23 protein-coding genes are annotated in these 26825 nt (G+C 71.3%); 7 read left to right on the forward strand and 16 right to left on the reverse strand.

Annotation, left to right across the window (positions count from 1 at the left end):
- Nucleotides 1-52: 52 nt before the first annotated feature.
- Both ABD108_RS03380 and ABD108_RS03385 read left to right on the forward strand, forming a co-directional pair.
- Complete coding sequence (locus ABD108_RS03380) at nt 53-1321, forward strand: serpin family protein (RefSeq protein ID WP_305110021.1); 1269 nt, start codon at nt 53-55, stop codon at nt 1319-1321.
- 90 nt (nt 1322-1411) lie between these two features.
- Complete coding sequence (locus ABD108_RS03385) at nt 1412-2806, forward strand: hypothetical protein (RefSeq protein WP_343929326.1); 1395 nt, start codon at nt 1412-1414, stop codon at nt 2804-2806.
- 2 nt (nt 2807-2808) lie between these two features.
- Here the strand turns inward: ABD108_RS03385 and ABD108_RS03390 are convergent, their stop codons facing one another.
- From ABD108_RS03390 to ABD108_RS03415, 6 genes are all read right to left on the reverse strand, one after another.
- Entirely contained in the window at nt 2809-4392 is a 1584-nt protein-coding gene (locus ABD108_RS03390; protein ID WP_343929328.1) for a DNA polymerase Y family protein, read from the reverse strand.
- Nucleotides 4389-5114, reverse strand: a complete 726-nt coding sequence (locus ABD108_RS03395) for a hypothetical protein (protein ID WP_343929330.1) — start codon at nt 5112-5114, stop codon at nt 4389-4391. Before ABD108_RS03395 ends, ABD108_RS03390 begins: the two co-directional genes overlap by 4 nt.
- Nucleotides 5115-5386: 272 nt before the next feature.
- Nucleotides 5387-6439, reverse strand: a complete 1053-nt coding sequence (locus ABD108_RS03400) for a threonine aldolase family protein (protein WP_343929332.1) — start codon at nt 6437-6439, stop codon at nt 5387-5389.
- On the reverse strand, nt 6436-7149 hold the full coding sequence (locus ABD108_RS03405) for an SDR family oxidoreductase (RefSeq protein ID WP_343929334.1): 714 nt from the start codon (nt 7147-7149) through the stop codon (nt 6436-6438). Before ABD108_RS03405 ends, ABD108_RS03400 begins: the two co-directional genes overlap by 4 nt.
- A complete protein-coding gene (locus ABD108_RS03410; RefSeq protein ID WP_255585503.1) occupies nt 7146-9278 on the reverse strand; it encodes a DUF6421 family protein in 2133 nt (710 codons plus the stop codon). The genes ABD108_RS03405 and ABD108_RS03410 overlap by 4 nt, the downstream gene beginning before the upstream one ends.
- Before the next feature lie 185 nt (nt 9279-9463).
- Nucleotides 9464-10963 (reverse strand): amino acid permease, encoded by a 1500-nt coding sequence (locus tag ABD108_RS03415; RefSeq protein ID WP_305110028.1) that lies wholly within the window; start codon nt 10961-10963, stop codon nt 9464-9466.
- 49 nt (nt 10964-11012) lie between these two features.
- On the opposite strand from ABD108_RS03415, the gene ABD108_RS03420 reads away from it, so the two are divergent.
- Nucleotides 11013-11561 (forward strand): CGNR zinc finger domain-containing protein, encoded by a 549-nt coding sequence (locus ABD108_RS03420; protein WP_220656388.1) that lies wholly within the window; start codon nt 11013-11015, stop codon nt 11559-11561.
- A gap of 16 nt (nt 11562-11577) precedes the next feature.
- Nucleotides 11578-12741, forward strand: a complete 1164-nt coding sequence (locus ABD108_RS03425) for a serine/threonine-protein kinase (protein ID WP_343929337.1) — start codon at nt 11578-11580, stop codon at nt 12739-12741.
- 18 nt (nt 12742-12759) lie between these two features.
- On the opposite strand, the gene ABD108_RS03430 is transcribed toward ABD108_RS03425, so the two are convergent.
- Both ABD108_RS03430 and ABD108_RS03435 read right to left on the reverse strand, forming a co-directional pair.
- On the reverse strand, nt 12760-13431 hold the full coding sequence (locus ABD108_RS03430) for a LuxR C-terminal-related transcriptional regulator (protein ID WP_220656390.1): 672 nt from the start codon (nt 13429-13431) through the stop codon (nt 12760-12762).
- Nucleotides 13428-14831, reverse strand: coding sequence for an ATP-binding protein (locus tag ABD108_RS03435; RefSeq protein WP_220656391.1), 1404 nt, complete (start codon nt 14829-14831; stop codon nt 13428-13430). The genes ABD108_RS03430 and ABD108_RS03435 overlap by 4 nt, the downstream gene beginning before the upstream one ends.
- A 154-nt stretch (nt 14832-14985) precedes the next feature.
- On the opposite strand from ABD108_RS03435, the gene ABD108_RS03440 reads away from it, so the two are divergent.
- Both ABD108_RS03440 and ABD108_RS03445 read left to right on the forward strand, forming a co-directional pair.
- Complete coding sequence (locus ABD108_RS03440; RefSeq protein ID WP_343929339.1) at nt 14986-16371, forward strand: PspC domain-containing protein; 1386 nt, start codon at nt 14986-14988, stop codon at nt 16369-16371.
- Nucleotides 16361-16606, forward strand: a complete 246-nt coding sequence (locus ABD108_RS03445) for a hypothetical protein (RefSeq protein ID WP_220656393.1) — start codon at nt 16361-16363, stop codon at nt 16604-16606. Before ABD108_RS03440 ends, ABD108_RS03445 begins: the two co-directional genes overlap by 11 nt.
- 72 nt (nt 16607-16678) lie before the next feature.
- Here ABD108_RS03445 and ABD108_RS03450 read toward each other — a convergent pair whose 3' ends face one another.
- From ABD108_RS03450 to guaB, 6 genes are all read right to left on the reverse strand, one after another.
- Nucleotides 16679-17485 carry an NmrA family NAD(P)-binding protein gene (locus tag ABD108_RS03450; protein ID WP_220656394.1) on the reverse strand — a complete coding sequence of 269 codons (807 nt, stop codon included), beginning with the start codon at nt 17483-17485 and terminating at the stop codon, nt 16679-16681.
- Nucleotides 17486-17525: 40 nt separating this feature from the next.
- Nucleotides 17526-19121 carry a glutamine-hydrolyzing GMP synthase gene (gene guaA, locus ABD108_RS03455; protein ID WP_343929341.1) on the reverse strand — a complete coding sequence of 532 codons (1596 nt, stop codon included), beginning with the start codon at nt 19119-19121 and terminating at the stop codon, nt 17526-17528.
- Between the two features lie 24 nt (nt 19122-19145).
- Complete coding sequence (locus ABD108_RS03460) at nt 19146-19799, reverse strand: DNA alkylation repair protein (RefSeq protein ID WP_305110033.1); 654 nt, start codon at nt 19797-19799, stop codon at nt 19146-19148.
- Nucleotides 19800-19894: 95 nt separating this feature from the next.
- Entirely contained in the window at nt 19895-21637 is a 1743-nt protein-coding gene (locus ABD108_RS03465) for a GMC family oxidoreductase N-terminal domain-containing protein (protein ID WP_305110034.1), read from the reverse strand.
- Nucleotides 21638-21787: 150 nt separating this feature from the next.
- Nucleotides 21788-22954: a GuaB3 family IMP dehydrogenase-related protein gene (locus ABD108_RS03470; protein WP_220656398.1), complete on the reverse strand. Its 1167-nt coding sequence runs from the start codon at nt 22952-22954 to the stop codon at nt 21788-21790.
- A 62-nt stretch (nt 22955-23016) separates the two neighbouring features.
- Entirely contained in the window at nt 23017-24561 is a 1545-nt protein-coding gene (guaB, locus tag ABD108_RS03475; protein ID WP_304941239.1) for an IMP dehydrogenase, read from the reverse strand.
- Nucleotides 24562-24644: 83 nt separating this feature from the next.
- Here guaB and ABD108_RS03480 point away from each other — a divergent pair, with 83 nt between their 5' ends.
- The gene (locus ABD108_RS03480) at nt 24645-25034 is read left to right on the forward strand and encodes a DUF5319 domain-containing protein (RefSeq protein ID WP_343929343.1); all 390 of its coding nucleotides are present in this window, start codon (nt 24645-24647) and stop codon (nt 25032-25034) included.
- A gap of 60 nt (nt 25035-25094) precedes the next feature.
- On the opposite strand, the gene ABD108_RS03485 is transcribed toward ABD108_RS03480, so the two are convergent.
- Together ABD108_RS03485 and ABD108_RS03490 are read right to left on the reverse strand one after the other, a co-directional pair.
- Nucleotides 25095-26237 (reverse strand): anti-sigma-D factor RsdA, encoded by a 1143-nt coding sequence (locus tag ABD108_RS03485; RefSeq protein WP_343929346.1) that lies wholly within the window; start codon nt 26235-26237, stop codon nt 25095-25097.
- The gene (locus ABD108_RS03490; protein WP_220656401.1) at nt 26237-26809 is read right to left on the reverse strand and encodes a sigma-70 family RNA polymerase sigma factor; all 573 of its coding nucleotides are present in this window, start codon (nt 26807-26809) and stop codon (nt 26237-26239) included. Before ABD108_RS03490 ends, ABD108_RS03485 begins: the two co-directional genes overlap by 1 nt.
- Nucleotides 26810-26825 lie beyond the last annotated feature (16 nt).

Consider the following 26825-nt stretch of genomic DNA (forward strand, 5'->3'; position numbering starts at 1 on the left):
CACGCGGTGCCGCGGCCGGGGCCCGGCGGCGCTCCGTCGATACGATGGGCGCATGCAGATCCGACGGGCCGCGATCGCGCTGCTCGCGGCGGGCACCCTCACGGCGTGCAGCGGCGCGCAGCCGGAGCCCGGTCCGCTCGCCCTGGATCGCTCGACGGCGGCCTTCAACCAGGTGGGCATCGACGACGCCCGTACCGACGTGGCCGCGCTGGTGGACGCGGCCACCCGGATCGGCGCCCGGCTCGCGGAACCCGATCCCCGCGCGAGCGCCACCGCGGTCTCCCCGTGGTCGGCGCTGTCCCTGCTGGGGATGCTCCGCGCCGGAGCCGACGGTGCGACGGCGGCCCAGCTCGATGCGGCGGGCCTGGGTGCGGCACGGGATCTGCCCCGCGCGATGGCGGCCCTCACGGGGCAGACCGCGCAGTGGGCGGGCGACCCGGGAACCGTGCCGGCGGGATCGCCCCCGGCCGCACCCCTGTTCCAATCGCAGGTGGCACTGCTGGCGGCGAAGGAACCCGCAGTGCGCGAGTCGTACCTGGAGGCCCTCGCCACGAACTACGGGACGGGTGTGTACCCCGTCGACTTCGACCGTGGAGTGGGGGCGCCCCTGGGCGAGTGGGTGGCGGTGAACACGGGCAGCACGCTGACCTCGTCGCCGCTGCGCACCGATCACGACACCCGGCTCGCTGCGGCCACCACCGCCTACCTCGCGGTGGCGTGGCGGTATCCGTTCGATGCGGCGAACACCCGGCCGCGCCCCTTCACCCCGGTCGACGGCGGTGTGGTCGAACCGCCCACCATGCGGGGGACCGTTCCCGCCCGGGTCGCGGGTGGCGACGGCTTCACCGCACTGCAACTCGATTACGGCGTGGGCACGCTGGCGTTGCAGATCCTGCTGCCCAACCCCGGCGTCCCGCTCGCCGATGTCACCGCCGAATCGCGGTTCACCGCGGCGCGCCTGGCGCTGGCCGCGGCGCCTGTGGCGGCGCACGAGGTCTCGCTGCCCAAGTGGCGCAGCACGTCGTGGACGGGCCTGGCCGAGCCGCTGCGCGCGCTGGGCGTGACCGGGGTTCTCCCGGGCGGGCACGGACTGACCGGGATCGCCGACGGTGCGCCCACACTCACCGATGCCCGCGCGGCCGCGGTGCTGACCGTGGGCGAGAAGGGAACGGCGTCGGACTCGGCTGCGGCATCCGCCGCACTCGATCCGCCGCCCGGTCCCGCGCCCTTCGTCGCGGATCGTGCGTTCGCCTACGCGGTGGTGGACACGGCCACCGGGCTCTCCCTCCTCATGGGCACGGTGAACCGCCCCGGATCCTGAGTTCCTTCGGCGAGCGCAGATTCGGTCTCCAAAAAGTCTACCCGGATTAATCTTTCGCTAAACCCTCCACTTCAGGTTAAGGTTGAGGTCATGACCTCGACCTGGACCCGCGCGCTTCGCGCTGCGGCTCGTTCGGCCTGGGCCCTCACCGGCACCGCGCTCCTCGCCGTCATGGTGGCGCTCGTCGCCGGCGGCACCGCCTTCCTCGTGGCCGCGGGCACCAAGCCTCCCGCGCCGGAGCAGGAACGGGTCAACGCCGAGAACACGCGGGTGGCACTCAAGGCGGCCGACGAGTCACGGGCCTTGTTCGGCCTCGTGTCCAACGGCCTCACCTCCGCGAGTGCGGGACTGAACACCTCGGCGGGCGCGGTACCGCAGATCTTCGACAGCATCGACACCGCGAAGCAGGGCGCCGACCAGCTGGTGACGGGGCTCGACGAGGCATCGTCGCTGTCGGTGGCCCTGAACCAGGTGAGCCGCGCGTCCGTGGCGCTGGGCGGCGCTCTCGATCGCACGCAGGGCCTGCAGCAGGTGGCGGCCGGCACCCGGGGCACGCTGGTGGTGCTGCGGCAGCGGCTGGTGGAGAACCCGTCGCCCGGCTCGGCCGGCGCAGTGGCGCAGCTCGACCGCGCGCTGAGCAGTTCCCAGGGCGTGGGCGCCCTCAACGATGTGGCCGGGCTGCGCGGCACGCTCTCCTCGATGTCGGCCAGCCTGTCGAGTGCGTCCGCCAACGCGGACTCGTCGCTGGCCTCGGCGCGCAGCGCGGCACGGCAACTGCGCGACGGTCTCGGCAAACTGGCGAGCGCCCGCAAGGACGTCAACGAGTCGGTCGCGAACCTCACCACGGGCGTCGGCCAGCTCAAGACCGCACTCGGCGCGATCGACGGGCAGCTCGCCCTCACCCAGACCCGCCTGCGGTCGGTGACCGACGCTCCCGCCCCCGCTCCGGACCCGGGCACCGCCCGGCCCCTGGCGTGGGCGCTCATCGTCGGTGGCATCGCCGGCATCCTGACCTACCTGCTCTCGCTCGCCCTGTCGCACCGTCTGGCCCGCCGCGCCGCAGCCGACGAGACCCTGACCGACGCGGCACCCACCGACGGCGCTCTCAACGACGGCGCTCTCAACGACGTTGCCGCCGGAGAACCGGAGGCGGCCGATCCGGGCGGTGCCGAGACCGCACCCGACACCACGCCCCGCGGCCTCCCCCTCCCCGCACTCGCGGCGGCGACCACATCGGGCGACATCCTCACGATCGATCAGGCGCAGGCCGACGAGCTGCCGACCGGTTCCCGGCGCGTGGCACCGCCGGCTGATGCGACATTGGCAGGCGTTGCGGCACAGTCGCACTCCGATAACGAGACCCAGGCCGAGGCGACGGACCAGCCGGGGAAGCGCAGCAAGTCCGGCCGGCGACGTTTCGCGATCGACCGTTCCACCGATACCAATCCGTGGCTGTCGGTATCGATCTCCGGCAGTTCGAGCTAGCTCTACTCGTACACTCCTTCCACCTCCCAGCCGTCGGCGTAGCGCAGCAGTAGGGCGCGGCCGTCGTCCCTGTTCGGGGCCGGCTCCAGCAGCACCTGGGCGCGGGCGCGCAGGGTTCCGGCGCCGGGCTCCCACCACCGCTCGTCCACCAGCCACGGCCCGGCCCACCAGCGCAGTGTCCACCCGCGGCTGCCCCAGGTCAGATGGGTGGGTTCGGCGGTGAAGGCGCCCCGCTCGGTGACTCGCACCGGGGAGCCCGCCGCATCGGTCACCGCGACCGCGGCCCCGGACAGCAGCACCGCGGGTGCCGGCTCCGGCATGCGGCCCGGCCAGGGCGCCGCGGGGTCCCGGGCGGGCACCGCCTCGTCGCCCAGCGGAGTCCAGGTGACCTGTTCGGCGGGACCGCGGCCGCCGCTGCGCGTCCCCACCCGCACGGCCTCCCCGCCGAGGAGTCCCTGCACCCGCACCAGTGCCCGGCGGAAGCGGGCGGCACCGTCGCCCTCGTCGCCCCACATGCCGGCCTGCAGCGCCCCGGCATCGACCACCTCGACCGGTTCCAGCCGCAGCAGCGTGATCGGTGCGCCCGGGCCGCCCGAGCGGCCGCGGCCACCGGTGAGCCAGCCGTCGATCTGCCAGCGCACCCGGTCGGCCGTGCCGTCGGGAGTCAGCGGCTGCGCGCAGCGCCAGATGCGGGTGTGCCGCTCCCCGTTCTCGGCGACGGCCGAGACCTCCAGCCGCAGGCAGGCCACCCCGGCTGCGGACAGCTTCCGGTGCAGTTCGGCCGCCAGCGCGCGGCCGGCGAAGGCCGCGGCGTCGACCCGGTCGATCGGCGGATCGGGCTGCAGTTCCGCCTCGAGGCCCGGCGGCAGGGGCGCGGTGGACGGCGGCCGATCGGCGACAGCCCGGGCCTGACGGTGCGCGGCGATCGCGTCCACACCGAAGCGGGTGGCCACGTCCGAGGTGGAGAGCGCGGCGAAGGCGCCGAGGGTACGCACACCCAACCGGCGCAGCAGGTCGATCAGCTCGGTGCGGTCCTCCGCGGACAGCGCGGGCTCGGCACCGAGCTGGGCGATGGCCAACGGGGACAAGAACTCCGCCGAGCCTCCGGGCGGGACGATCACCCCGGTGCGGGCGGCCAGCGCCGCGGTGAAGACCTCATCGGCGACCCCGGCGAGGGACTCGGCGCCCACCGAGGAGGCGGCGTCCACCAGCTTCTCCGCCGCCTGCTCCTCACCGCCGAAGAAGCGGGCGGCGCCGCGGGCCGGGATCACGATCAACCCGGGACGCAGCACCTCGATGAGCGGAATCAGCGCGGCTACCGCACCCGCCACCGGTTCGAAGAGCCGCGCATCGCGCCCCGGGTCCGCCGCCGTCACGTGCAGGTCCGGGCAGCGCGCCTGCGAGTCCCGGCGTTTCATACCGCGCCGCACCCCGTCCGCACGGGCGGCGGCGTTGCACGCGATCACCCGGTTGCCGTGCAGGACCGCCACGGGGTGATCGGGCGGTAGATCGACATCGGCCGCGGCGGCCGCGGCCGGCCAGTCCGGGCACCACAACGCCAGTATCCGCTGTTCGCGTTCGCTCATCGCGCCACCGCCGCACGCGGTTCCGACAGGCCGCGGTACGGGTTCAGGCAGCCGCGGCCGCGTGCCGAGAAGGCGAGGTCGATGCCGCGGATGCGCCCCCGGCCCGGTTGGCCGCCCGGCCCGGCGTAGCCCTGCACGCGGGCGCCGAGGTGCAGGGCGGCGCCCTCCCAGCGGCCGCCCGTCACGAGCAGGACCGCACCCTTGGAGCGGGCCCGCGCCGTGATCGCCCGGCCGCGGCTGGGCGGGACGGCGATGCCGCCGAGCCCGCAGAGCACCACATCGGCACCGTCGAGCAGCACGGAGGCCACGGAGACCGGATCGGCCAGCGGGCCTTCGATGAGCGCGATGCGCTCGATATCGGCCCCCTGTTCGAGTGCCGCGGCCATGCCGAAGCCCGTGACCCCGCACAGCGCGACGCGCGCCCCCGCCGCGGTGACGGTGGCCACCAGGGAGACGGCGAGCGAGGCCGCGCCCTCGACGGTGGCGACGCTGCCGCGTGGCAGCCCACCACCCGGGAGCAGCCGGGCCAGTTCCGGATGCACTGGGAGCACACCCTGCGTGAACTGCTGCGATGAGCCCGCTTCCGGCTCCGGAGATGCCGCGGCGAGCCTGCGGGAACCGGCCGGCTGATGCCGTTCCGGAAGCGCCGCGAGCCTCTTGCGCAGCTCCGCCAGCTTCTCCTCGCGACTGCCGGAATCCACCGCGGAAAGCCTGTTGATCACCTGTCGCACCCCTCCCCTAGGTTCTCTTCCGCCGGAGGTTCACCACCCTCGGCGGAGCCGCGGGGAAGACGCGACTCGAAACTGCTTTCGATTGATTCAAGAGTACGACCGGGTGCCGATCGGCGTCAAGAGAGCTGTTCCCGCTCCCGTTTCCGCGTCCCGCTCCTGATACGAAGGGAGCGGGAAGCGGAAACGGGAGCGGGAATGACGACCGTCCGTGGGCGGCCGGAACCCGCCGCACCGAGCGGGCCTCCGGTACCGCCAGAGCAGACCTACGAGGCCAGTTCGCTCCGCACCAGCTCGGCAAAGTCGCGGACGTCCTGTTCGGTGGTGTCCCAGGAGCACATCCAGCGCACCTCACCGCGGGCCTCGTCCCAGAAGTAGAACGGGACCCGCTGCATCAGCGCCTCGGAGGCGGCGTGCGGGAGCACGGCGAAGACGGCGTTGGACTGCACCGGCTGGGTGAGCTCGACGCCGGGGATCTCGCCCACCAGCTCCGCCAGCAGCGTGGCCATCGCGTTCGCGTGCCCCGCGACCCGCAGGTGCAGGCCGTCGGTGAACAGCGCGAGGAACTGCGCGGCGATGAACCGTTGCTTCGAGGCGAGCTGCATCGACAGCTTGCGCACGTACTCGATCCCCTTGGTGGCCTCGGGATTGAGCACCAGCACCAGCTCGCCGCCCAGCAGACCGCTCTTGGTGCCGCCCACACTCACGATGTCGGCTCCGATATCGGTGGTGATGGCCCGCGGTTCCACCCCGAGGCTCGCCGCAGCGTTACCCAGCCGGGAACCGTCGATGTGCAGCAGCCAGCCGCGCTCGTGCGCGTAATCGGCAAGTGCACGAAGCTCATCGACGGTGTACACCGTGCCGAGCTCGGTGGACTGCGCCACCGACAGCACCCGCGGCTGCGCCCAGTGCTCATCGCCGGCCCGGTCCGGGACCGCCGCCGAGATCGCCTCGGGGGTGAGCTTGCCGCCCACCTCGGGCACCACGAAGAGCTTGAGGCCGGCCACCTTCTCGGGCGCGCCACCCTCGTCGACGTGGATGTGCCCGGAATCCGCGCACACCACCGCCGACCAGCGGTCGCTCACGGCCTGCAGTGCCACCACGTTCGCGCCGGTGCCGTTGAACACCGGGAAGGCCTGCGCGCGTTCACCGAACAGCTCGCGCACCCGCTCCCCCAGTGCGGCGGTGTACTGGTCTCCGCCGTAGGCCACCTGGTGCCCCAGATTGGCCTCGCCGATCGCGGCCAGCACCTCCGGCAGCACGCCGGAGTAGTTGTCGCTCGCGAAACCCCGCTTGGCGGGATCGTGCAGCTGTGTCATGCGGTGGTGTTCTCCTCACCGGGGATCAGGGTGTGCACGGTGCCGTTCAGCTCGGCCGCGGGAACGTCCCACAGCCCGACGAGCCGCTGCGCCACCGTCTCGATCGGCGTGTACCGCGGGAACTTCCGCTCCGGCGAGGCCTCCCGCATCTGCGGGGTGAGCAGCGCCATCACCCGCAGCGCGGTGGCCGCAGCGGCCCCGTCGCCGAAGGCATCGGCGAGCGCGAGGATCCAGGCCTCCGAGGCGGCTTTCGCCGAGGCGTACATCGCGTTCTTGGCGGTCGGCTTCGCGACCGCGGTCGAGGAGATGATCGCCAACCGGGCATCGGAGCTCGCCGCCAGCGGCGCGTAGAACGCCCGGGTCACGCACTGCAGGCTGCGGATCAGGCCCTGGTCCAGGAAATCCCAATCGGCCGGATCGGACTCCTCGATCGCGACACCGCCGCGCCAGCCGCCCACCAGGTGCAGCACACCGTCGATACCGCCGTGATCGGCGACGATGCTCCGCGCCGCCTCGGCGGTCGCCGCATCGTCGCTGAGATCGGCCCGGTAGGCCCGCACGCCGTCGAGCGCGGTGAGAGCGGAATCCGCCTCGCCCCGGCTGATCACGGCCACCCGTGCCCCGCGCTCGACGAGCAGCGCGGTGACCGCCTGTCCGAGGGCGCCGTTCGCGCCCGTCACCACGACGGTGCGCCCGGCGACCCCGGTCACGCCCCGGCCCCGACCTGCTCGGCGTCGGCGGTGATGCCGCGGGTGGAATCGACGACGGCGCCCATCTTGCGGCGCAGGGCCTCGAAGAAGACGTTCAGCGGGAACTCGTCCGGCAGGACGAGATCCACCAGACCGCGCGGCTCACCGTCGAGCGGCAACGCCTGCGCGCCCTTCGCCCAGGTGGACCCGGGAGCGGGCACCACGTACGAGGAGACGAACTCGTAGGTGGCCAGCCACTGGCCCACCTTCGAGCGGTCGATGCCGGTGCGGTAGAGCTCCTCGATCTCCTCGGCGAGCCGGATCACCTGGAGCGGCAGCTCCTTCCAGTCGAAGGAGAGCCGGTTGTCGCGCCAGCGCAGCGCGCCGTGACGGTGCAGGTAGGCGAACAGCAGCTGACCGCCGAGGCCGTCGTAGTTGCGCACGCGGTTGCCGGTGATCGGGAAGCGGAAGAGCCGATCGCACAGTATGGCCAGCTGCACCGGCAGACCGTACGGATGCCCCTCCTGCTGCAGGCCGTAGGCCTCGCGGAAGGTGGTGAGATCGCAGCGCAGCTCCTCGAGCGCGTACAGCCAGAAGGGCATCCGCTGCTTGATCATGAACGGATCGAAGGGCAGATCACCGCGGCTGTGGGTGCGATCGTGGATCAGATCCCACATCGCGAACGTGGACTGCGCCAGGGCCTGCGAGGCCACCAGCCGCTCACCGTCGGGCGGGAGCTGCAGCGAGAGCACCTCCGAGGCCGCGCCGGTTACCCGGCGGAAGCGGGCCGCCTCACGGTCGCAGAAGATGGCGCCCCAATGGAACTCGGGCGTCTTCTCCACGGTGACCGTCTCGGGGAAGAGCACCGCGGAATCGGTGTCGTAGCCGGGGGTGAAGTCCTCGAAGGCCACCGCGAGGAACTTGCCGTTGTCGAAGCGCTGCTCGACATCGGCCAGCCAGGTGGGCCAGACCACGGAGAGCAGGACGGCCTCGAAGACCTTGCCCGCGTTGCCGTTCTGCGTGTACATCGGGAAGACCACGAGGTGCTCCGCGCCGTCCACCCGGTCGAGGTCGGGACGGAAGGCGGCCAGCGACTCGTCGAACAGGGGCTTGCCGAAGCCGCCGTCGACCCAGCGCTGGAAGTCGCGCGGCAGCGCGGCGAGGTACTCGGCGTCGTGCGCGAACAGCGGTGCGAGCGCCGCGATCCGGGCCACGATCGTGTCCACGAGCGCTCCGGCCCGGGCGTGATCCGCGGCGTCGGCGATGGAGCCGTCGGCCTCCTGAAGGGCGCGCAGCTCGTTGACGGCGGCCTTCAGGGCGCCCCAGTCGGCGCTCTGCGCGGCGGCCGAGACGGACCGCGCGCCGCGGTCGCCGTGTGCGCCCGAGGCCCAGGTGACCACGTTGGTCCACAGCGTGCGCTGATCGAAATCATCGATCGAATCGTCGCCGAAGAGGTCGGAGTCCGCGAAGACCACGACGCGTCCGAGGCCGACCTGCAGGGCTACTGCGAGGGGCCGTCCGGCGGGCGACGCGCTCTCGCTGGTGCGGGCCAGGACGCTGACGCCCGGGGTGCCGGGAGGGCCCACGTCGAGCACGCCGGTGCGGTAGAAACAGGCCTCGTCGACACCGGCGACCAGGCCCTGTCCGCGCAGCTCGGGGGCAATCACGGAGCGGATCCAGGTGGCGTTGCCGCCGAACCGGCGATCGCCCGTGGCCTCCTGCACCACCAGCGACTCCACCGTGACACCGAAGCGTGCGAGCAGGTCGGCGAGATTGCTTCCGGAGGTGGCGGTATCGCACTCGGCGAGCACCACGAGGCCGCCGCCACCGCGCACGTACTGCTCGATCGCGTCGAGCTCGGCATCCGCGTACACCGGGGGCAGGTCACCGGTGACGCGCTCGACGCCGGCGCGGGCCAGATGGGGGATCACGTAGACATCGGCGGCGCGCAGCGCGTCCACCGTGACCTGCGGTGCCGTCGCATCCGTGACGGTCATGCCGCGGCGGCGCAGTGCGTCCACCGCGACGGCGAGGCTGGCGTCCTCCGGGTTCACCGGGAGCATCTCGCGGGCGCGCTCGATCGTCGTGGCCCACGCGCTGCTTCGGGCCTGTTCGACCTGCACGCGGGGGAAGACGGTGACATCAGACATAGTCGTTCCCATCGTTTACCTCTTACAACTCTTAACGCGATCTTAGCGGCAAAAACCCGCGGAACCGAACGGAATGCGGAGGTGAAACGTGAACGTAACCGGCCGGGCCCCGGGCCGAGAGCGCGAACGGCCCCGCGGCGCATGCCGCGGGGCCGGAGATCACGGGCCTGATCAGGCCGGGTGGGTCACGCCACGGGATCGGGGTCGCGGTGGGCCGAGGCCGCGGTGATCGGCGTCAGGTCGGCGGTGCGCAGATCCACGGTGGGATCGCGCTTGACCAGCTTGTGCCCGGCCCACAGCCCGAGGAACAGGATCAGCGCTGCGTACGAGGTGAGCAGCAGTTCCCAGCCACCCTCCGAGCCGCTGCGAACGGAGACGTAGTACTGGCCCGCGATCACCGCGATGCACATCAACAGCGCGACGGCCGGACCCGCCGGGTACAGCCACGCCTTGTACGGCAGCTCATCGAGCGAGCGACCCTGCAGGTTCCACGCCCGCCGGAATCGGTAGTGCGCCCACGCGATACCGATCCAGGTGATGAACCCGGCCACCGACGAGGCCGTCACCAGCGCCTTGTACGCCGTGCCGTCGCCCACCCGGCTCGCCACGAAGCACAGCGCGCCGATCGCCGCCGTGGCCGCGACGGCCGCCGCGGGGATGCCCGACTTGCTGACCTTGCCGAAGATCTTCGGGGCGCTGCCCTGGACGCCGAGGCCGTACAGCGCGCGGGTGGCGGCGTAGAGGCTGGCGTTGCCCGCCGACAGGATGGCGATCAGGATGACCGCGTTCATGATCGACGCCGCCGCGTCGATGCCCGCCAGCTTGAAGACCAGGGTGAAAGGCGCCACCGCCACGTTCTCATCGGAGGCGTCGAGCAGCTCCGGGTTCGTGTACGGGATGAGGAAGGCGATGATCGTGAGCGTGCCGATGTAGAACAGCAGGATCCGGAAGAACACCGTGCGCACGGCCTTCGGGATGGCGCTCTTGGGCTCCACCGCCTCGCCCGCCGCGACGGCGATCATCTCCGTGCCCTGGAAGGCGAAGCCGGCGATGAGGAACACCGAAAGCATGCCGAGCGGCCAGTCCACGAAGGGCGCATCGCCGATGGTCCAGTTCTGGAAACCGGGCGACGGGCCGCCGATCACGCCGAACACCATGAGCACGCCCACGATGAGGAAGACCACCACGGCGATCACCTTGATCGAGGCGAACCAGAACTCGGCCTCACCGAAGGCCTTGACCGCGAACAGGTTCAAAGCGAGCAAACCACCCAGGAAGATCAGCGACCAGATCCACGAGGGCACGTCGGGCAGCCAGAACTTCATGATCAGGCCACCGGCCACCACCTCGGCGGCCAGCGTGATCGACCAGTTGAACCAGTAGTTCCACCCGGCCGCGAAGCCGAAGGACGGGCTGACGAACCTGGTGCCGTACTCCTCGAACGGGTTACTGCACGGCATGTACGCCGACATCTCGCCGAGGCTCTGCATCAGGAAGAAGACCATCACGCCCATGAGCGCGTACGCCGCGAGCGCACCGCCCGGACCGGCGTCGTGGATGGTGGCGCCGGATGCCACGAACAGGCCGGTGCCGATGGCACCGCCCAGCGCGATCATGCTGATGTGGCGCGTTTGCAGTCCCTTGCGAAGCGCAGGGTCGGGGGTGATTCCAAGCGGGCTGGACACCCGATGAGAGTAGCGACCCTTTGTTACGGGCGACTACCATTCGTCCAACATGTTCTCGTACGACACCAAATCCGCGCTCGCGAGCGCCGCCGACCTGGTGAACACCGCGCCCGATGCGGACACCGGTCGCGTCGAGCGATTGCCCGACGAGGCCGCGCTGCGCGAGTTCGTGGCGCGATGGGGCTGGACCGGGCCGATCCCGATCCGCGACGACGAGCTGGAGCGGGTGTACGCGGTGCGCGCCCTGCTGCGCGAACTGTGGGACGCCGCCGGCGAGGAATCGCGCGCGGTACCCCTGATCAACCGGATGCTCCGCGAGGCCCAGGTGCTTCCGCAGTTGGCCCGCCACGACGACTGGCCCTACCACCTGCACGGATGGTCCGACGAGACGCCGATCGCCGAACGCTTCCTCGCCGAACCCGCGATGGGCCTGGTGGACATGGTGCGCGCCGACGCGCTGGACCGGCTCCGGGTGTGCTCGGCACCGGATTGCGCGGGGGTGCTCGTGGACTTCACGCGCAATTCTTCGCGCAGGTACTGCGACGACGGCTGCAACAACCGGCTGAATGTAGCCGCGTACCGCGCGCGTCGGGCCTGAGCTCTAGTATCGACCCGTGACGGAATCGACGGGAACCGGTGGGACGACGCGGGGCGTTCCCGGGCCCGACTACCTGGTGGCCGGACGCTACCGCTTGACGTCGAAGATCGGCGGCGGCGGCATGGGCGCCGTGTGGCTGGCCCGCGACGAACGGCTCGACCGCGATGTGGCCGCCAAGCAGGTGATCTCCACCGAGGGGCTCACCGACGAGCAGGCCGACGAGTTGCGGCGGCGCGCCCTGCACGAGGGCCGGATCGCCGCCCGCCTGCAGCACCGCAACGCCATCTCGATGTACGACGTGGCCATCGACCGCGGTGAGCCCTGGCTGGTGATGGAGTACCTCCCCTCGCGCTCGCTGGCGCAGGTCCTGCACATGACGGGCAGCATGCCCGACCGGCAGGTGGCCCAGATCGGCGCGCAGGTGGCCGACGCCCTCATCGAGGCGCACGAGGCCGGGATCACCCACCGCGACATCAAGCCCGGCAACATCCTGATCGCCAACCGCGGCCGCGCCTCCGGCACGGTCAAGCTCTCCGACTTCGGCATCGCCCGGATCAAGGACGAGAGCCCCGCCAGCCAGTCGGGTGTGATCACCGGGACGCCCGCCTACTTCGCGCCCGAGGTGGCCCGCGGCGGCGAACCGTCGGAGGCCTCCGACCTCTACTCGCTCGGTGCCACCCTGTACACCGCCCTCGAGGGCACGCCGCCCTTCGGCGTGGACGAGGACTCGATGTCGCTGCTGCACAAGGTGGCCCGCGGCAAGATCGATCCGCCGAAGCACACCGGCCCGCTCACCGCGGTGATCCTGGACATGCTGCAACCGAGCCCCACCAAGCGCCCCTCCCTGGAGACCGCCCGTGATCGGCTGGCCGAGGTGGCCGCGGCCGGCGGCAACACCGCCGCGGTGCTCGCCTCGCCGCTGCAGCCGGGCGAGGGCGGCACGGCGGTGTGGATGCGGCGCACCGCCGGGGAGCGTTCGCCCCGCGAGCCCCGTGCCACGCGGACGACGCCGTCGGGTAGCACTCCCCGGCCGGCCGCGCCGCGGCCCGCGACGACCTACACACCGCCGCCGGTGGCCCCGCCCTCCGGCATGTCGAACACCGTGCTCGCGGCCTGGATCATCCTGGGTTTCGTCGTGCTCGCCGCGGTGGTCGCGGGCGTCATCCTGCTGCTCGGATAGCCGCGCACCGGCGGGCGATCAGTCGGCGAGGTGCCGGGTGTGCGCCCACCGGGTGAGCGCGTTCCGGTTGCTCTGCTGCGTCTTCCGCAGGACGTTCGAGGCGTGCGTCTCCACCGTCTTCACCGAGATGAACAGATCCTCGGCGATCTCCCGGTAGGTGTACCCGCGGGCCAGTAGGCGCAGCACCTCGAGCTCGCGCGGGGTCAGCGAGTCCAGCTCGGGATCGAGCGCGGGCTCGGGCACCGGCGAACGCCCGGTGAAGGAGTCGAGCACGAAACCGGCCAGCCGGGGCGAGAAGACGGCGTCACCGTCGGCCACCCGGCGCACCGCATCCGCCAGCTCGGGCCCCGAGATGGTCTTGGTGACGTAGCCGCGCGCACCGGCGCGGATCGTGGCGATCACGTCCTCCGCGGCATCGGACACGCTGAGCGCCAGGAAGACCGGCGTCTTATCCAGACGGGCGCGCGGCGCACCGTCGGTCACGCCGCGCAGCACGGCCACCCCGCCACCGTCGGGCATGTGCACGTCCAGCAGAACCACATCAGGTGCGGCGGAGAGGATTCCGGACACCGCCTCGGCGACGGTGCCCGCCTCGCCCACCACCTCGATGCTGGCCTCACGGGCGAGCTCTGCGCGCACGCCCGAACGGAACACCCCGTGATCGTCGACCAGGAACACCCGGTTGCTCACGCACTCTCCTCCGCGATCGAGTCCGCCGGCTCCGCCGCGGCTGCGTCGGAACCCGGCCGGGGCACCGACAGCCGGACCTCGGTACCGCGCCCGGGCGCCGAGCGCACCTCCACGGTGCCGCCCCGACGCTCCACGCGGGACCGGATCGACTTCGCCAACCCCTGCCGATCCGACGGTACCGCGTCCGGGTCGAATCCGATGCCGCGGTCGCGCACGAAGACGGCCGCCTGTTCGGCGTCGACCTCGGCGTAGGTGTCCACGGTCTCGCAACCGGAGTGCTTGGCGGCGTTCACCATCGCCTCTTTGACCGCGCCCATCAGCGCGGTGAAGCGATCGTCGACACCCAGCTCGTCGCCCTCCACATCGCCCACGGTGATCACGTTGACGGCCACCCCGTGCCCGTCTTCCACATCGGCGGCGGCCGCCTTGAGCGCCGCGGCCAGCGAACTCGCGGGAGCCTCGGTGCCGCCGAACAGCCACTCGCGCAGCTCGCGCTCCTGACTGCGGGCCAGCCGTTTGACGGCGGCACCGTCGGACGACTGCTTCTGGATGAGGGCCAGGGTCTGCAGCACCGAATCGTGCAGGTGCGAGGCGATCTCCTCGCGCTCGATGGTGCGCACACGGGCCGCGCGCTCCTCGCCGAGGTCGCGCCACATGCGCACCCAGACGGGGACCGTGAGCAGCGCGACGCCCACGAGCGTGAGCACGACCGCGGCGAGCGCGGTGGGCAGGGCGGAAACGTCGACACGGCCGAGGAAGACCACGGCGAGGCCGACGATCACCAGGGTGACACCGCCCAGCATGCGCAGCCAGGTGAGCAGGCGCGAGCCGCCGGGCCCGGCGGTATGCGGTGCGCGGGCCGCGAAATCGGCCTCGCGCCACACCAGGGCGGCACCCACACCGATCACGATCACGGGGACGATGAATCCGGTGTTCGAGTTGCTCGCAACCGCGGCGAGCGTGGCCGCACCTACGACGCCGAGGACCGCCAGGGCGAGGCCGCGGCGCCGCTCGGCCGGATCGGGCTTCTCGGTATCGGTGCCGGGCCGGCAGAAGAACCACAGCAGGGCGTACATGACGACGCCGGCACCGAGCAGCGCGAGCAGGGTGAAGGCGATGCGCACCCGGGTGACGTCGAGATCGAGGTGGTCGGCGATTCCGCCGCACACGCCGCCGATCACCGCGCCGCCGTTGCGGCGGTACATCCGCGGGTAGCCGGGCCCCACCTCCGCGGGTGCGACCTGCGGACCGGGGGTCGGCGGGCCGGGCGTCTGCGCGACCGGCGTGCTGTGCTGGGGATACGACGCAGCGCCCGGGTACCGGGGGTACACCGGGGCCCAGGCCTGGTACTGCGCCCAGGAGTTGCGTGCGCGCCGAGCGCGTTGTGATCGTCGTGCCATCGTTCCTCGATGGTGGCACGACGGTGCGCCACCGCGCATCGGGGAACTCCCCCACTCGCACCCGGATCGATGCGGTTACCCCGAGGCGGGACGTCCGGGAATTCAGGGTAGATCCCGATGGTCGCGGGCCGCACGGGCCAGCAGTATCGATGGCATGGACACAGCAACCCTCTCCAGCCAGATCCGGCAGATGTGGGACACCCGGCCCCTGCGGGCCCGGCGGGCGCCCATCGCGGGCGTGTGCACCGGCTTCGCACGCCGCTACCAGGTGGACGTCGCGCTGGTGCGCGCCGCCTTCCTCGGTGCGGCCCTGCTGGGCGGCGCCGGGCTGCTCGCCTACATCGTGGCCATCTTCGTCATGCCCAAGGAGCCCTACCGCGAGTACCGGCCCGAGCGCAGCGGCCCTCCGCCCTTCGTGCTGATCATCGCGGCGGGGATCGCGGTGACCATGGGCAGCGGAATGAGCTCCTCGTGGCCCGGCTCCGGGCTGATCAGCGCGGCACTGCTGCTGGTCGGCTGGTACGCGCTGCACCAGCGCACCCCGGTCGCGCCTCCCGGCACGGCGATCTCCTCGCAGTTCGTGGACGCGGGTCCCGCCCCGGTGGGCGCCTGGCAGCCGCCCGCGGCCCCGTTCCGCTGGCAGCCCGCGTGGCAGCCGCCCGCCGGCACCGATCCGAGCACCTTCGCCGCGCCGGCGGAACCGCACCCCGGCCCGCGCCCCGAGGCCGAGGCGCACGCCACGGGCACGACGCAAGACCGCAAGCCCGGCGCGGACGCGCCGAGTGCCCCTGCGGTGCAGGCTCATCCGCAGGCGCAGGCGTCGCAGCAGCCGCAGCGCCGGGATCAGGTGACCGAGGAGATCCGCCCGCCGCGCTGGGATCCGCTGGGCGCCGCCCCCTTCGCATGGGATCTCCCGGAGCCGGCACAGGCCCAGGCACCCGCACCGATCCCCCGCCGACGATCGCGGATCACCCCGGTCACGCTGGGAATCGCGCTGCTCACCGCCGCGGCGATCGCCGCCGTGAATGTGACCGGGCTGGCGTCCATCTCGCCCGTGCTGGCCGGATCGCTCGTACTCGGCGTGATCGCCGGAGGGCTGCTCTTCGGGGCGTTCCAGAAGGCCGGCTACGGACTCCTGGTGGCGGCGATCCCGCTCGCCGGATTCGTGGTGATCGCCGCGACCGCGCAGAACGTGATGAGCGGTTACGTCGACGCGCCGCGCGGTGACCGCTCGTACGTCCTCACCGACCCGACGACGATGCCGGAGGAGTTCAAGCTCCAGGCCGGCACGCTCACCCTCGATCTGCGCGGCATGACCCTGGACGAGGACCGCAAGCTCAAGACCCGGGTGGCCGCGGGGGAAACCCGGATCACGGTGCCCGAGTCGATGAACGTCGACGTGACCTGCTCCGTGAACGTGGGCGACACCCGGTGCCCCCAAGGAACACTCGTCGGTGTCGGCGCCAAGCCCGACGCCCCGACCCTGAAGATCGATGCCAGCGGCAACGTCGGCAGTGTGGAGGTGAACCGTGTCCGCTGATGAGAACACCACGAGCACAACGACGACCGAACCCCCGCAGAGCCGCCGGTTCTCCCCCGCTCTGCTCGTCGCCGGGCTGATCGCGCTCACCGTGGCACTGTGGGGAGCGGCCGGAGGCCCGAACCTGATCAGCGCCGAGACACTCCTGGCGGTCGTGGTGATCGGTGCCATCGCGGTGGCCGGACTGATGCTGATCATCAAGCCCACCAAGGGCACCCACACCGACTCGCCGTAACCGGCGACCCGACCAGCCCGGGGCGCGCTCCCTCACCCGCGCGCCCCGGGCTTTCCCCTGTTCCGGGAAAGGTCAGGCGGAGAACAACTCCCGATTCGCCGCCGCCCACTGCGCCAGGCTGGTGGCCGGGCGCCCCGAGAGCTGCTGCACCAGCTCGTTCGGCTGCTGCTTCCACTCGATCGACGACTTCTGCAGGTCGAGATACCAGGAGGCCATATCGCCCATCGTGGGGCGCAGCTGCTCCTCGGCTTCCTCGCGGGTGATCTGCTCGAACCGCACCGGCCGACCGATCCCCTCGCCGATCGCCTCTGCCATCGCCACCCGGTTCAGGTACGCCGGTCCGGTGAGCTCGTAGACCTCGCCCACGTGCGGCGCACGATCCGCGGCCGTCAGCAGCGCCGCGGCGACGGCGGCGATGTCGCCCATCGAGATCGGGGCGCTCCCCGCATCGGGGTACGGCTCGCGGACCACGCCCTCGGCCACCTGGCCCGCCCAGCCCGCGAAGTTCTCCATGAACTCCCCGGGTCCGAGGACCGTCACATCGAGCCCGCTCGCGAGGATGGTGTCGGTGAGCGCCTGCCAGTGCGCGCTGCCGGAGGTGGCCACCACGTACTGGACGCCACCGTCTTTCGCCCGCTGCAGCACCTCGGCCGCGGTGGGCTCGTACGGGGCGAGGTACATGCTCGTGACGCCCTCGAAGGCACCGTCGAGCGTCTCGGGTTTGCCGATGAAACCGTTGAAGGCCTCCACGCCCGCGGGCAGATCCGCCTTGGCGGGGTTCGTGGTGAGCGCGCGGATGTCCGTCGCTCCCCTGGCCACCAGCTCGTCGACCACTTTCCGTCCGATGTTGCCCGTCGCACCCGTCACCAGAATCGTCATGGACACGACGGTACCGACGGCACCGGTCAGAAGGTGACCGTTATTCCCACTCGATGGTCCCCGGCGGCTTGCTCGTCACATCGAGCACCACACGGTTGACCTCTTCGACCTCGTTGGTGATGCGGGTGGAGATGATCTCCAGCGTCTCGTAGGGCACGCGGGTCCAGTCCGCCGTCATCGCGTCCTCGGAACTGACCGGCCGCAGCACGATCGGATGACCGTAGGTGCGGCAGTCGCCCTGCACGCCCACACTGCGCACGTCCGCGAGCAGCACCACGGGGCACTGCCAGATGGTGCCGTCCAGACCCGCGGCGGTGAGCTCCTCACGCGCGATCGCATCGGCCTTGCGCAGCAGCTCCAGCCGATCCTTGGTGACCTCGCCGACGATGCGGATCGCCAGGCCCGGTCCGGGGAAGGGCTGGCGGCCGACGATCTCCTCGGGCAGGCCCAGCTCGCGGCCCACGGCCCGCACCTCGTCCTTGAACAGCAGGCGCAGCGGCTCGACCAGGGTGAACTCGAGATCCTCCGGAAGGCCGCCCACGTTGTGGTGGCTCTTGATGTTCGCGGTGCCGGCGCCGCCGCCGGACTCCACCACGTCCGGGTACAGGGTGCCCTGCACCAGGAAATCGATGGTGTGGCCCTCCGCGGCGCGCTCGCCGAGCGCCTCCGAGACCACGTCCTCGAAGGAACGGATGAACTCGCGGCCGATGATCTTGCGCTTCTCCTCGGGGTCGGAGACGCCCTTGAGGTGCCCGAGGAAGGTGTCCTCGGCGTCCACGGTGACAAGGCGCGCGCCGGTGGCGGCCACGAAGTCGGTCTGCACCTGCTCGCACTCGCCCTGGCGCAGCAGGCCGTGATCGACGAAGACACAGGTCAGGCGGTCACCGATGGCCTTCTGCACGAGCGCCGCGGCCACCGCGGAGTCGACGCCGCCGGACAGTGCGCACAGCGCCAGGCCGTCGCCCACCTGCGCGCGCACGTCCTCGATCAGCTGCTCGGCGATGTTGGCCGCGGTCCAGGTCGGCTGCAAGCCGGCGATCTCGTACAGGAAGCGGGTGAGCACCTCCTGGCCGTGCGGGCTGTGCAGCACCTCCGGGTGGTACTGGACGCCGGCCATCTTCTTGTCGACGTTCTCGAACGCGGCGACCGGCGCGCCCGGGGTGGAAGCGACGGTGGCGAAACCCTCGGGCGCGATCTGCACGGCGTCGTTGTGACTCATCCACACCGGCTGCTCGGCGGGCAGTCCGGTGTGCAGCACACCGTCGCCCTCGGGGGTCAGCGTGGTGCGGCCGAACTCGCGCCCACCGGTGTTGGCGACGGTGCCGCCGAGCGCCCGGGCCATCATCTGGAAGCCGTAGCAGATGCCGAAAACGGGAACACCCAGGTCGAAGACGGCGGGATCGAGGCTCGGCGCGTCCTCGGCGTACACCGACGCCGGTCCACCGGAGAGCACGATGGCCGCGGGATTCTTGGCCTTCACCTCGTCGGCGGTGATGGTGTGCGGCACCACCTCGGAGTAGATCCGCGCCTCGCGGACGCGGCGGGCGATCAGCTGCGCGTACTGCGCGCCGAAGTCGACGACCAGAACCGGGGCGGGCTGGGCGGGCGAAACGCTGCTGGGCGAGGAATCCGTCACCCGGGACAGTCTAGTGGTCGCCGGTCAGGCCTCGCGACGGCGGACCATCTCCGCGATCCACGCCGGTGCGAAGGGCGATGTGCAGCCCTTCGACACCGGGTAGTCGGCCAGGACCTGCAGGTCTTCCCCGATGCCGATCGCGCGGGCACGGCGGGAGGTGTCCTCGATGCCGATGGTGGCCAGCGTCTCGTTCATCGCCCACTGCAGCTTCGGCGCGGCGTCCTTCATCTGGGACTCGATCTGGTCCAGCAGGGCGTCCCGGTCGAGGTCGGTCTTCGTCACCGCGCGCGTGGTGAGCGCCCACCCCGCGGCGCGCACCTGCGGGTCGGCATCGTCGAACCACCGCGTCCGCAGCGCGTCGGCGTGCGGCGACTTCGCGACCATGTAGTTGAGCAGCCAGTCGTGTGCCTTGTCGCTACGGGTGGAGCGGAGCATGGTGTCGAGCTCGTCGGCCGAGTAGGGCTTCGGCTTGCCGATGAGCAACGCCAGCAACTGCCCCGCGACATCGCCGGAGGCCCACAGCTCCCGCGCCAGCCCCTGATCGGTGCCGATCGACTTCGCCAGTGCGCGCAGCTTCGTCAGGTTCACGCCGTGCGGGTCGCCGTGCCGTTCGTTCACGGCGCGCGCCTTCGGGTCCTCCAGCGCGGCGAGCTCGGCCAGCGCCTCGTCGACGGTCATGTCCCGAGGGTAGCGCTCACGAATCCGGGTTCTGCGGGCACAGACGGGAAGATTCTGCCGAGTACCGTCGCAGAACCCGAATTCGTGAAGCCGGATCAGGCCTGGGGCTGCGCGTCCTGCGCCGGGCGCACCTTCGGCAGCGGCAGCAGCAGCTGTCCGGGCGCCCCCTCCGGCACGGCGGGCGAGACCGGCGCCGTGGGCACGATCCGCTGGTAGCCGGAGCCCTGCGCGGGGCGGGCGTCCTTCTCCCCCTTGTTCGGCCACAGCGAGGCGGCGCGCTCGGCCTGCGCGGCGATCGACAGCGACGGGTTCACACCGAGGTTGGCCGAGATGGCGGCACCGTCGACCACGAACAGCGACGGGTAGTTGTGCACCCGGTGGTACGGATCGATCACGCCCTGCTCCGGCGTCTCGGAAATGGCTGCGCCGCCGAGGAAGTGCGCCGTCATCGGGACGTTGAAGATATCGCCCCAGGTGCCACCGGCCACGCCGTTCAGCTTCTCGGCGCCGATCCGCGCGGCCTCGTTGCCCGCCGGGATCCAGGTGGGGTTCGGCGCGCCGTGGCCCTGCTTGGAGACCATGCGCCGCTTCTTCGAGCCGGGAATCTTCTTGGTGTACGTGGTGATCGAGTTGTCGAGGCTCTGCATCACCAGCAGGATCAGCACGCGCTGACCCCAGTTCTTCTGGGTGAGCAGCAGTTTCAGATCGGAGGGCTTACGCGCCAGGCCCTTGACGAAGCCGCCGAGGCGGGTGCGCTTCTCGTCACCGTCCACGAGAAGGGTCTGCAGCAGGCCCATGGCGTTGCGGCCGGGGCCGTAGCGGACCGGCTCGATGTGGGTGTCGGGGCGCGGGTAGAAGGAGCTGGTGATCGCCACGCCCTTGGACAGGTCCTCGTTCGGATCGGCGACGGTGCGCGCGGAGCCCAGGATCGACTCCGAGTTGGTGCGGGTGAGCACGCCGAGCCGATCGGACAGCTCGGGCAGGGCGCCGGTGTCCTTGAGGTGGTGCAGCAGCGTCTGCGTGCCCCAGGTGCCCGCGGCGAAGACCACGTTGTCCGCGGTGTACACGGTGCGGTTCTTCCGCGCGATCGCGCCGGTGCGCTCGGTGTCGATCTCCCACACGCCCTTGCGGCCCTCGCGGACGCCGGTCACCGTGGTCATCGGGATGAACCGGGCCCCGCCCTTCTCGGCGAGGTGGATGTAGTTCTTCATCAGGGTGTTCTTCGCGCCCACCCGGCAGCCCGACATGCACTGTCCGCATTCGGTGCAGCCGGTGCGAGCAGGGCCCGCGCCGCCGAAGAAGGGATCGGCGTCGGTGCGGCCGGGCTGGTTGAAGTACACGCCCACGGGGGTGGCGACATAGGTATCGCCCACGCCCATCTCGTCGGCGATCTGCTTGATCACGCGGTCGGACGGGGTCTCGTGCGGGTTCTTCACCACGCCGAGCATGCGCCGGGCCTGGTCGTAGAACGGGCTGAGCTCATCGTCCCAGTCGGTGATGTCCTTCCACTGCGGGTCGTTGAAGAACGGCGCCGGCGGCTTGTACAGCGTGTTGGCGTAGTTCAGCGAGCCGCCGCCCACGCCGGCGCCCGCGAGCACCACGGCGTCGTTGAGCAGGTGGATGCGCTGGATGCCGAAGCAGCCGAGCTTCGGCGCCCAGAGGAACTTCTTGAGGTTCCAGGTGGTCTCGGCGAAGTCCTCGTCGTTGAAGCGCTGTCCGGCCTCGAGGACGCCCACGCGGTAGCCCTTCTCGGTGAGCCGCAGCGCCGTGACGCTGCCGCCGAACCCGGAGCCGATCACCAGAACGTCGAAGTGGTCGCCCGTCTTCTGCTTGACCATTGCAGTTCCCCTATCACCCGTCCTGCGCGGACATGTGTCACCGGGCCGCGGCTGAAACGGCCCTACTGACGGGTAACGGTACTACTAAACACCACTCAATAACAGTGCTTCGGCGGCTTCCACGGTCCGACCCGAGCGGATTCGCGAACCTCAGTTCGCGACGTTCAGGCCCACCTTCTGGAACTCCTTGAGCTCGCTGTAGCCCGACTTGGCCATCGACCGACGCAGGCCGCCGACCAGGTTCAACTGGCCGTTCGGCTCCACCGACGGACCGGTGAGGATGGTCTGCAGCGACGGGGCCGCACCGTCGCGGGCGTCGAGCCCGCTCAGCTGCGCCGGTGCCACGGCGCCGCGCGGCATCGACGGGTGCGCGGCCACCGAGGGCCAGTACCAGCCCTTGCCCGGCGCCTCGGCCGCCACGGCCAGCGGCGCACCCAGCATGGTGGCGTCGGCGCCGCAGGCGATCGCGCGGGCCACATCGCCCGAGCTGTAGATGTCGCCGTCGGCGATCACGTGCACGTAGCGGCCGCCGGTCTCGTCGAGGTAGTCCCGACGGGCCGCTGCGGCGTCCGCGATCGCGGTGGCCATGGGCACGCCGATGCCGAGCACCTCGCGGGTGGTGGTGGCGCCCTCGGCCGAGCCGTAGCCCACGATCACTCCGGCGGCACCGGTACGCATCAGGTGCAGCGCGGTGCGGTGATCGCTCACGCCGCCCGCGACCACGGGCACGTCCAGATCACCGATGAAGGTTTTCAGGTTCAACGGCTCCCCCGACGGCTCCTCCGCCGAGACGTGCTCGGCCGAGATGATCGTGCCGTGGATCACCAGCAGGTCGATGCCCGCCTGCAGCAGCGTGGGGGTCAGCTCCCGCGCGCGCTGCGGGGAGACCCGCACCGCCACCGTGACCCCGGCGTCGCGCACCCGGGTGACGGCCGCCGCCAGCAGCTCCGGGTCGACCGGCGCGGCGTGCAGCAACTGCAGCTTGCGGATCGCGGCCACACCGGTGATGTCCGACGCCGCGAGCTCGACGACCTCGCGGATCTTCGCCTCGGCGTCGCGATGCCGCGAGAACAGCCCCTCGGCGTTGAGCACGCCGAGCCCACCCAGCTTGCCCAGCTCGATCGCGAACTCCGGCGAACCGATCGCGTCGGTCGGATGCGACAGGATCGGGGTGTCGAAGCGGTACGCGTCGAGCTGCCAGGCGGTGGACACCTCCTTCGAGGAGCGGGTGCGCCGCGACGGGACGATGTTGACGTCCTGCAGCTCGTAGGTGCGTCGGGCCGTGCGGCCCATGCCGATCTCAACCATGTCGCGCAACGCGCTCGGTCCTTCCGGGACGGGGTAGGGACTCTCCCTCGACGGGCGAGCCCCGCGGAGCTCTAGCGGCTCGCGTAGTTCGGCGCTTCGACCGTCATCGTGATGTCGTGCGGATGCGATTCTTTCAGACCCGCCGCGGTGATCTGCACGAACTGCGCCCGCTGCAGGTCGGCGATGGTCTGACTGCCGGTGTAGCCCATCGCGGCGCGCAGGCCACCGGTCAGCTGATGGATCACCGAGCTGAGCGGGCCACGGAAGGGCACCCGGCCCTCGATGCCCTCGGGGACCAGCTTGTCCTCGGAGAGCACATCGTCCTGGAAGTAGCGGTCCTTGGAGTACGACTTGGCCTGGCCGCGGCCCTGCATCGCGCCGAGGCTGCCCATGCCGCGGTAGCTCTTGAACTGCTTGCCGCCCACCAGGATCAGCTCACCCGGCGACTCCGCCGTGCCCGCCAGCAGCGAACCCAGCATCGCCGTCGAGGCGCCGGCCGCGAGGGCCTTGGCCACGTCACCCGAGAACTGCAGGCCACCGTCGGCGATCACGGGGACACCGGCGGCGGCGCACGCGGCGTTCGCCTCCAGGATCGCGGTGATCTGCGGGGCGCCGACACCGGCGACCACGCGCGTGGTGCAGATGGAGCCGGGGCCCACACCCACCTTCACGCCGTCCACGCCGGCCTCGATCAGCGCCGCGGCGCCGCCGCGGGTGGCGACGTTGCCGCCGATGATCTGCACATCATCGCCCAGCTCCAGCTTGAGCTTCTCGATCATGTTCAGCACGCCGCTCGAGTGACCGTGCGCCGAATCGACCACCAGCACGTCGACACCGGCGTCGCGCAGCGCCATCGCGCGCGCCCACGCCTCATCGCCCGCGCCGACCGCGGCGCCCACCAGCAGCCGACCGTCGGAATCCTTGGTGGCGTTGGGGTGCTGCTCGGTCTTGACGAAGTCCTTGACCGTGATCAGGCCGGTGAGCTTGCCGCTGCCGTCCACGATCGGGAGCTTCTCGATCTTGTGGCGACGCAGCAGGCCCAGCGCGGCCTCGGCGGTCACGCCCTCCTGCGCGGTGATCAGCGGCGCCTTGGTCATCACCTCGGCCACGGGCCGGTCGAGATCGACCTCGAAGCGCATGTCCCGGTTGGTGATGATGCCGACCAGGGTGCCCTTCTCGTCGGTGACCGGCAGGCCGGAGATCCGGAACCGGGCGCACATCTCGTCGACCTCGCGCAGCGTGTTCGACGGGCTGCAGGTGACCGGGTCGGTCACCATGCCGGCCTCGGACCGCTTCACGGTCTCCACCTGCTGCGCCTGACCCTCGATCGACAGGTTGCGGTGCAGCACGCCCATGCCGCCGTTGCGGGCCATCGCGATGGCCATCCGCGCCTCGGTGACCGTGTCCATCGCCGAGCTGATGAGCGGGACCTTGAGCGTGATCTCGCGGGTGAGCTTGGTGGACGTATCGACGCCCGACGGAACCACGTCGGAGGCGGCGGGAACGAGCAGGACATCGTCGAAGGTCAAGCCGAGCATGGCGACCTTGAACGGATCGTCACCCCCGATACGAACAGAGCCGGTGGAATCGGGCGCGGAAGTGCCGGTACGCGTCATGTATCCATGGTACGCGGGGAAGGTTTGTGCTCGCGACGGGCGTGTGGCTGGCCGAACGGCGGGCCGCTGCGTACCGTGGGGGTGTGCGCAACAATCTTCCTCCCGGGCTTCCCCCGGACCCGTTCGCCGACGATCCGAGCGACCCCACGGCCGCTCTCGACTCGCTCGATCCCGGACAGCCGCTCGATCCCGCGGAGCGGCTCGCGGTCGAGGAAGACCTCGCCGATCTCTCCGTGTACGAGGCACTGCTCGGTCACCGCGGCATCCGCGGCCTGGTGATCTGCTGCGACGACTGCCAGGAAGACCACTACCACGACTGGGACATGCTGCGCGCGAACCTGCTGCAGCTCCTGGTGGACGGCACCGTCCGGCCGCACGAGCCGGCCTACGATCCGGCGCCCGACGCCTACGTCACCTGGGACTACTGCCGCGGCTACGCCGATGCGGCGATGAACCTCGCCGGCGACGAGTAAGCACCTCGACGAGGAAAGCCCCCACCTGATCGGTGGGGGCTTTCTCGTGGGATCGAACCGTCAGCCGGGGAGCTGACCCGGGCGCTCCACCGTGAACGTGGGGCTCGAGGCCACCGTCGTCGTGGTGGTCACCGGCGGCCGGGTGGCGGTCGGCGGGACCGTCGTCGTGGTGGTCACCGGCGACCCCGTGGTCGTCGTCGCGGTGGCCGGGTCCGTGGTGGTCGGCTCCGTCGTCGTGCTCGTCGTCGGCGGGGTGGTCGTCGTCGGATGCGGCGTCGTCGTGGTGGGGTACGGCACCGTGGTCGTGGGCAGCGGCGTCGGCAGGATCGTGGTCGGGACCGACGTGGACGACCGCGGATCCGGCGGACGCACCGTGACCGGCGCCGTCGCCGAGGCGGAGGCCGAGGTCGTGGCACCGAGATCGGTGGACCCGACGGGCAGCCCGGCCCGCGCCTCGGCCTGACGGATCTGCTCCTCCAGGGCCGCACGCTGCTTGTCGTTCTTCACCTTCGCGGCCTGCTGCCGCGCACTGACCAGGGCGGACTGCGCCGCGGCCTGATCACCCGACGAGGCATCGCGATCGGCGCTCTCGATCTGCGCCTTCGCCTCCGAGGTCGCCAGCGTCTGCGAGGCGGCGTCCGAGAAGACGACCTCCTTGACGCTCCACAGCGCACCGTCGCCCGGGCTCGCGGCGTTCACCAGCACACCGCCACCGCCGAGGATCGCGACCGCGGCTGCGGCGGAGCCCATGGCCAGCCCCAGCTTGCGGCTGCGGCGGGCATTGCGGGCGTCGGCCAGCGAGGTGACACCGGCACCGTCGCCACCGGCCTTGCGCCGCTCGGCCTCGGCCATCAACTCGTCGACGGACGGGCCCGCGGCGACGGGCGTGGTGACGATCTCGTCGCGCCAGTCGGCGAGCAACGAGGCGAGCGCGAACTCGGTGTGATCGGACGTGCTGACGGCACCGCCGGCGGCGAGCGCCTCGATCAGTTCGTCGTCGCGGCGAACCGCGGCGACGTCGACCGGCGCACCGTCGTCGGTGACCCGGTCGATGAAACCGGTGTCGGCGTTGCGATTGTCGGGCGTGCCACCGGGACGCATCGGTCGCATCGGCGGGCCCAGACGGTGAGCGGCCGTGCGTTCGGGATCACGAGGATCCCCCGTCGCCCCATCGCGGGGATTCCGCGGATCGTTGCCGGCCATTACATCTCACCTTCTTTCTCGATCTGGTTCTTCAACTTCGCCAGCGCGCGATGCTGAGCGACGCGGACGGCACCTGCGGTACCGCCCACCGCCTCCGCGGTCTCCTCGGCCGAGAGGCCGACGACGACGCGGAGGATCAGGATCTCGCGCTGTTTCTCCGGGAGCGTGCCGAGCAGGCGGGCCATCCGTTGGTTCGCCTCCGACTCGAGTGCGGTGACCTCGGGGCCGCCTTCCAGCGACGCTCTCTCTGGCATCTCGCTCACGGGATCGGATTTGTTACGCGTGGCGGCGCGGAAGCCGTCGGCGACCTTGTGCGCGGCGATGCCGTAGACGAATGCCATGAACGGGCGACCCTGGTCTTCGTACCTGGGCAGGGCCATCATGACCGCCATACACACCTCCTGCGCGATGTCTTCCGCTGACAGCGAGTGACGCTCACCACCACCGACCCGCGCACGGCAGTACCGCACGACCAGAGGCCGGATGGAATCGAGAACGTCCGCGAGCGCCGACCTGTCGCCGCGTGCGGCTTCGCGCACGGCCCGGTCGAGCTCCTCACCTGTCAGAATCATCGCCAGCCTGCATCCT

Source organism: Tsukamurella strandjordii (assembly GCF_039525985.1).
GTDB lineage: Bacteria > Actinomycetota > Actinomycetes > Mycobacteriales > Mycobacteriaceae > Tsukamurella > Tsukamurella strandjordii.

Coding starts and splice junctions, on each gene's coding strand:
- ABD108_RS03380 (WP_305110021.1), top strand. CDS start 53: ATGCAGATCCGACGGGCCGCGATCGCGCTGCTCGCGGCGGGCACCCTC.
- ABD108_RS03385 (WP_343929326.1), top strand. CDS start 1,412: ATGACCTCGACCTGGACCCGCGCGCTTCGCGCTGCGGCTCGTTCGGCC.
- ABD108_RS03390 (WP_343929328.1), bottom strand. CDS start 4,392: ATGAGCGAACGCGAACAGCGGATACTGGCGTTGTGGTGCCCGGACTGG.
- ABD108_RS03400 (WP_343929332.1), bottom strand. CDS start 6,439: ATGACACAGCTGCACGATCCCGCCAAGCGGGGTTTCGCGAGCGACAAC.
- ABD108_RS03410 (WP_255585503.1), bottom strand. CDS start 9,278: ATGTCTGATGTCACCGTCTTCCCCCGCGTGCAGGTCGAACAGGCCCGA.
- ABD108_RS03420 (WP_220656388.1), top strand. CDS start 11,013: ATGTTCTCGTACGACACCAAATCCGCGCTCGCGAGCGCCGCCGACCTG.
- ABD108_RS03435 (WP_220656391.1), bottom strand. CDS start 14,831: ATGGCACGACGATCACAACGCGCTCGGCGCGCACGCAACTCCTGGGCG.
- ABD108_RS03440 (WP_343929339.1), top strand. CDS start 14,986: ATGGACACAGCAACCCTCTCCAGCCAGATCCGGCAGATGTGGGACACC.
- ABD108_RS03450 (WP_220656394.1), bottom strand. CDS start 17,485: ATGACGATTCTGGTGACGGGTGCGACGGGCAACATCGGACGGAAAGTG.
- ABD108_RS03460 (WP_305110033.1), bottom strand. CDS start 19,799: ATGACCGTCGACGAGGCGCTGGCCGAGCTCGCCGCGCTGGAGGACCCG.
- ABD108_RS03465 (WP_305110034.1), bottom strand. CDS start 21,637: ATGGTCAAGCAGAAGACGGGCGACCACTTCGACGTTCTGGTGATCGGC.
- guaB (WP_304941239.1), bottom strand. CDS start 24,561: ATGACGCGTACCGGCACTTCCGCGCCCGATTCCACCGGCTCTGTTCGT.
- ABD108_RS03485 (WP_343929346.1), bottom strand. CDS start 26,237: ATGGCCGGCAACGATCCGCGGAATCCCCGCGATGGGGCGACGGGGGAT.
- ABD108_RS03490 (WP_220656401.1), bottom strand. CDS start 26,809: ATGATTCTGACAGGTGAGGAGCTCGACCGGGCCGTGCGCGAAGCCGCA.